This is a genomic window from Shewanella sp. 125m-7 (assembly GCF_052977045.1).
The window spans coordinates 1-5298 of sequence record NZ_JBRILQ010000083.1; the positions used below are offsets into that span (position 1 = coordinate 1).

Annotated in this window: 3 protein-coding genes; 2 read left to right on the forward strand and 1 reads right to left on the reverse strand. The window is 43.8% G+C overall.

The features are described from left to right. Nucleotides 1–503: 503 nt before the first annotated feature. Complete coding sequence (locus tag ACVBIL_RS20450) at nt 504–1934, reverse strand: MBL fold metallo-hydrolase RNA specificity domain-containing protein (RefSeq protein WP_447168773.1); 1431 nt, start codon at nt 1932–1934, stop codon at nt 504–506. 831 nt (nt 1935–2765) lie between these two features. Between ACVBIL_RS20450 and ACVBIL_RS20455 the strand changes: the two genes are divergently transcribed. Next, nucleotides 2766–3932, forward strand: coding sequence for a nucleotide sugar dehydrogenase (locus ACVBIL_RS20455; RefSeq protein ID WP_447168774.1), 1167 nt, complete (start codon nt 2766–2768; stop codon nt 3930–3932). Between the two features lie 234 nt (nt 3933–4166). Beyond that, entirely contained in the window at nt 4167–5177 is a 1011-nt protein-coding gene (locus ACVBIL_RS20460) for an NAD-dependent epimerase (protein ID WP_447168775.1), read from the forward strand. Nucleotides 5178–5298 lie beyond the last annotated feature (121 nt).

The window sequence follows — 5298 nt, forward strand, 5'->3', positions numbered from 1 at the left end:
TTTCACGGAGGACACGGAGAAGTGCGTAGAGCAAAAGATTAGCGCTATTTTTAGTTGGTCTTGATGTTGCTTTTCTTCGTGTCGCGTAGCGCTCCGTGTCCTTTGTGGTGAATAGCTTTGGCTTTTGATTACAGCATGAAGAGTATTCTCACCACGAAGCGCTGCGCTTTCACGGAGGACACGGAGAAGTGCGTAGAGCAAAAGATTAGCGCTATTTTTAGTTGGTCTTGATGTTGCTTTTCTTGGTGTCGCGTAGCGCTCCGTGTCCTCTGTGGTGAATAGCTTGGTTTTTTGATTACAGAGCTAAGCGCATTTCTGTGTGGTGTATTGATTTGGGTTTTGATTACAAGAGTGAAGAGCATTTTCACCACGAAGCGCTTCGCTTTCACGGAGGACACGGAGAAGTGCGTAGAGCAAAAGATTAGCGTTGGTCTTGATGTTGTTTTCTTCGTGTCGCGTAGCGCTCCGTGTCCTTTGTGGTGAATAGCTTAGGCTTTATAGTCTTAGCTTGTTCCTATTTCAATCTCTGCGTTAGGTAAGAGTTGCCGGTATTTATCAGCTAACGCTTGTTTGGCATCAGAATCGCCGTGGACGATGCGTATGTGTTTAGGCTTATGCTGTATGCCTTCGACAAAGTTTATCAGGTCTTGTTGATCTGCATGGGCTGAATAGCCACTGATGGTATGTACTCCTGCTTTGATATCAATTTTATCCCCTTCAATATAGACGTAGCCTCCGTTTGGCCCGTATGTCTGAATATCCCGTCCTATCGTGCCTTTTGCCTGGTATCCCACAAATAGAATATCTGCAGTGGGCTGGGCTAAAAATCGCTGTAGATAGTTGACGATTCGCCCGCCCGTACACATGCCGCTTGCTGCAATCACCACCGCAGGTTTTTGTCTGCTTGAAAGGTAGTTGATTACCGCTAAGTGATCTTGGTGGCTATCTATGGTGTAAAGCTGAGCAAAATCCAGTGGATGGCGCTGCTGGGTTAATACGGCTTTGGCCTCACAGTCCCACAGTTTTTTATATTTTATATATTGCTCTGTAAAGTTAGCCGCCATGGGCGAGTCGACAATGATATCTATGCTTTGCCACATAGGGTTGTGTTGTTGCTCAAAAATGATTTGCTCTAGTTCGTACAGTAATTCTTGGGTGCGCCCAATGCTAAAAGCGGGGATCAGTACTACGCCGTTATCGTTAACTGATTTTTCAATAACATGGCGTAAGCTTTCTGCTCGTCTTTCGCGATTAAGGTGGTTTTTATCGCCATAGGTTGACTCTATCACTAAGGTGTCTGCCCGTAATGGGCTTTTCGGGCTTGGCAATAACGGTGTGTTACTGGCTCCTAAGTCACCTGAAAATACGATTAGGTGCTTGTCTTTGTCTTTGTCATTGTGATTGTCACTGTAAGCTAGCAGATTATTACTGAGTTCTATTTCAACATAGGCTGAGCCAAGAATGTGCCCTGCGACGTTAAACCTTGCTTTAGCTTGTTGAAAGCCGAAGTCGCTATTATTGACCTCTAAGGGAAACCATTGGCCATAATCAATAGGCTTAATTAATTGTTGTGAGCGCTTTAAATATAAACTAATTAATCGCTGATTTCTGGTGACGCCGACCTTGAGTGCATCTTCTATCACCATGGGGAGTAGGGCTGCAGTTGCTGATGTCGCATATATCGGGCCATCAAAACCTGCGGCAAGTAGATATGGCAGCCTACCAACATGATCAATATGGCAATGGGTAATAATCAGTGCGGTGATATGACTAATATCGAATTCAATTTCGAGCTGGTCTGCAGCGGTTTTACCTGCTGTTTCAGCGCCTTGAAATAAGCCGCAGTCAATGAGAATACTTGAGTTGGAGTTGATATTAAGCTGGTGGCATGAACCAGTTACTCCATTAACAGCACCATGATGGATGATTTGCATAAATGACTTCCTTATCGTTGTTATTAGGGGGCAGAGACTAGAACGTGGCTCCGCCACGGCTAGAGTGTCGCTACGCTCCTGCTAGATTCTATACGAGCTTAAAGCAAGAAGGCCCTAGGTACTAGGAAAGCAGGTCCTAGGTAAGAGCAAAGTCGGTACAAGCTGAGACGGTAAAACGGAACGGCCTTTGGCCTACAGAACGCTTCGCTGACGGTTAAAGGCTAAGAAGGTCCTAGGAAAAGCAGGTACTAGATCCTAATACGAGCAAAGACGGTAAGCAAAGATGGAACGGCCTTTGGCCTACAGAACGCTGCGCTGACGGTAATAGGCTAAGAAGGTCCTAGGAAAAGCAGGTTCTAGATCCTAGGTACGAGCAAAGACGGTAAAAAATCGGACAAGCTGAGACGAGTATAGAGGAATTACCTTTGGCCTATAGTACGCTTCGCTCACGGTGAAAACGTTCTTATCAATGTGGTCGGCATTTATGCCGTCAATTCTTTTTATTTAAATGAAACTTTGATGGGCTAAAGCCCAACCTACGTGAAGCTAAGAAGGATCTAGGTCCTAGGAAGAACAGGTACAAGATCCTAGGTAAGAGCAAAGACGGTAAAATCTAAAACGGAAGAGCCGAGAGTAGCTGAGCCGGTTAAGCTAAGCGAAAGTTGAAGGTGTTGCTGTTTTGCTTTTGATTTCCTAGCAGGCCGGAGGCCGTCCTCGAAGCGAAGCGTCCTAGGATCTCGTTCCTTCATTACGGTAAAAATGTGGCCTAAAACAAGACTTTTTGCTGCTTGAGTGTTATTTTACGCGGATATTTATTTTTAAGGTTTTAAGATGAAAATTGCTATAGCAGGGACGGGCTATGTAGGCCTGTCAAACGCAGTGTTGTTGGCGCAAAAAAACACCGTGATGGCGGTTGATATTGTTGCTGAAAAAGTCGAGATGATTAACCAAGGTTTATCACCTATAGCGGATACAGAAATTGAAGATTACTTAGCTAATCACAAGCTCGATTTAACGGCAACGTTAGATAAAAAGCTAGCGTATCAAGATGCTGAGTACGTGATTATTGCAACGCCTACCGATTACGATACCGTATCTAACTACTTTAATACCTCATCTGTTGAAGCGGTTATTCAAGATGTACTCGCTATTAACCCTAATGCTGTGATGGTGATTAAATCAACTGTACCAGTAGGTTACACAGAGTCCGTCAGGAATAAGTTTAATACTCAGAATATCATCTTCTCGCCAGAGTTTTTACGTGAAGGCCGAGCCTTATTCGATAATTTGCACCCATCACGTATTATTATCGGTGAGCGCTCTGAGCGTGCTGAAGTATTTGCTAACTTACTTGCAAATGCGGCGATTAAACAGAATATCGATATTCTTTTCACTGATTCAACTGAAGCTGAAGCGGTTAAACTTTTTTCTAATACTTATCTTGCTATGCGCGTCGCGTACTTTAATGAGCTAGATAGCTACGCTGAATCTCATGGTTTAGATGCCCGCCAAATTATTCAAGGTGTCGGTTTAGACCCTCGAATTGGCTCGCACTACAATAATCCGTCATTTGGTTATGGTGGTTATTGCTTACCTAAAGATACCAAGCAATTACGTGCAAACTATGCTGACGTACCAAATAGCCTGATTAGCGCAATTGTTGATGCTAACTCGACGCGTAAAGACTTTATTGCAGACTCAATTATTAAAAAACAACCTAAAGTTGTCGGTGTTTACCGTCTAATTATGAAGTCAGGCTCAGATAATTTCCGGGCATCTTCTATTCAAGGCATTATGAAGCGCATTAAGGCTAAAGGCATTGAGGTTGTAGTATTTGAGCCTGTGTTGACTGAGCCCGAATTTTTTAACTCTCGCGTGATGCAAGATTTGAATGAATTTAAACAGATATCAGATGTCATAGTATCGAACCGAATGGTTGATGAGTTAGCCGATGTTGCTGACAAGGTGTATACACGAGACTTGTTTGGGTCGGATTGAGGCAAAGCTGAGAAGGTCCTAGGGAAAAGAAAGGTCCTAGGTTCTAGGTACAAGCTAAGACGGAAAAGCGGGAAAGAGCTGCAAGGTCAAAGGCAACGCTGTTTTGTTTTTGATTTCCCTAGTAGGACGTAGTCCGTCCTCGCAGCGAAGCGTCCTAGGTCCTAGAACCTTGCTATTCAGAGAGTTTGCGAACGTCCTAGTATCTAGGGTCTTCTTTTAACAAAAGAGAATTTTATGAAGTATTTAGTAACAGGTGCAGCAGGTTTTATCGGTTCAAAAGTCAGTGAACGTTTATGTGCTGCTGGTCATGAAGTGGTTGGTATCGATAACATAAATGATTACTACGATGTTAACCTAAAACTTGATCGCCTTAAAAATTTAGAGTCTCAGGCTCTTTTTTCATTTAAGAGGTTAGATTTAGCCGATAGAGAAGGCATTGCGGCGCTGTTTGCTGAGCAAGGTTTTGATCGAGTGATTCACCTCGCGGCGCAAGCGGGTGTGCGTTACTCAATCGATAACCCTATGGCCTATGCCGACAGTAATTTGGTTGGCCACTTGACCATTTTAGAAGGGTGTCGTCACCATAAAATTCAGCATTTGGTTTATGCTTCTTCAAGCTCTGTCTATGGCCTTAACTCAAAAATGCCATTCTCAACAGACGACAGTGTTGATCACCCTATCTCGCTATATGCCGCGACCAAGAAAGCCAATGAGTTAATGTCACATACGTACTCTCATCTTTATGGTGTACCAACGACAGGGCTTAGATTTTTTACTGTTTATGGTCCTTGGGGGCGTCCTGATATGGCGCTACTTAAGTTCACTAATAAGATAGTGAAAGGTGAGGCTATTGATGTTTATAACCATGGCAACTTAAGCCGCGATTTTACCTATATTGATGACATCGTTGAAGGCATCATCCGTATCCAAGACAGTATTCCTGCTGCTAATCCAGATTGGTCAAGTGATTCGGGCACTCCAGCAACGAGCTCTGCACCTTATCGGGTGTTTAATATCGGTAATGGTAGCCCGGTTCAACTAATGGATTACATCTCTGCGCTTGAGAAATCGTTAGGTATTGAAGCCATTAAAAACATGATGGATATGCAGCCTGGCGATGTACATTCAACATGGGCCGATACTGAAGACTTATTCAACACTGTAGGCTATAAGCCACAAACTAGCGTCGAAGAAGGCGTACAGAAGTTTGTTGAATGGTATAAAGAGTATTACTTAAAAAGCTAAGAAGGTCCTAGGTCCTAGGAAATGCAGGTTCTAGGTAAAAGCAAAGACGGAAAAGCGGAACGGCCTGCGGCCTTACGGGATACGGAACGTTCGCAGGCTCACTTACAGAACGCTGCGCTGA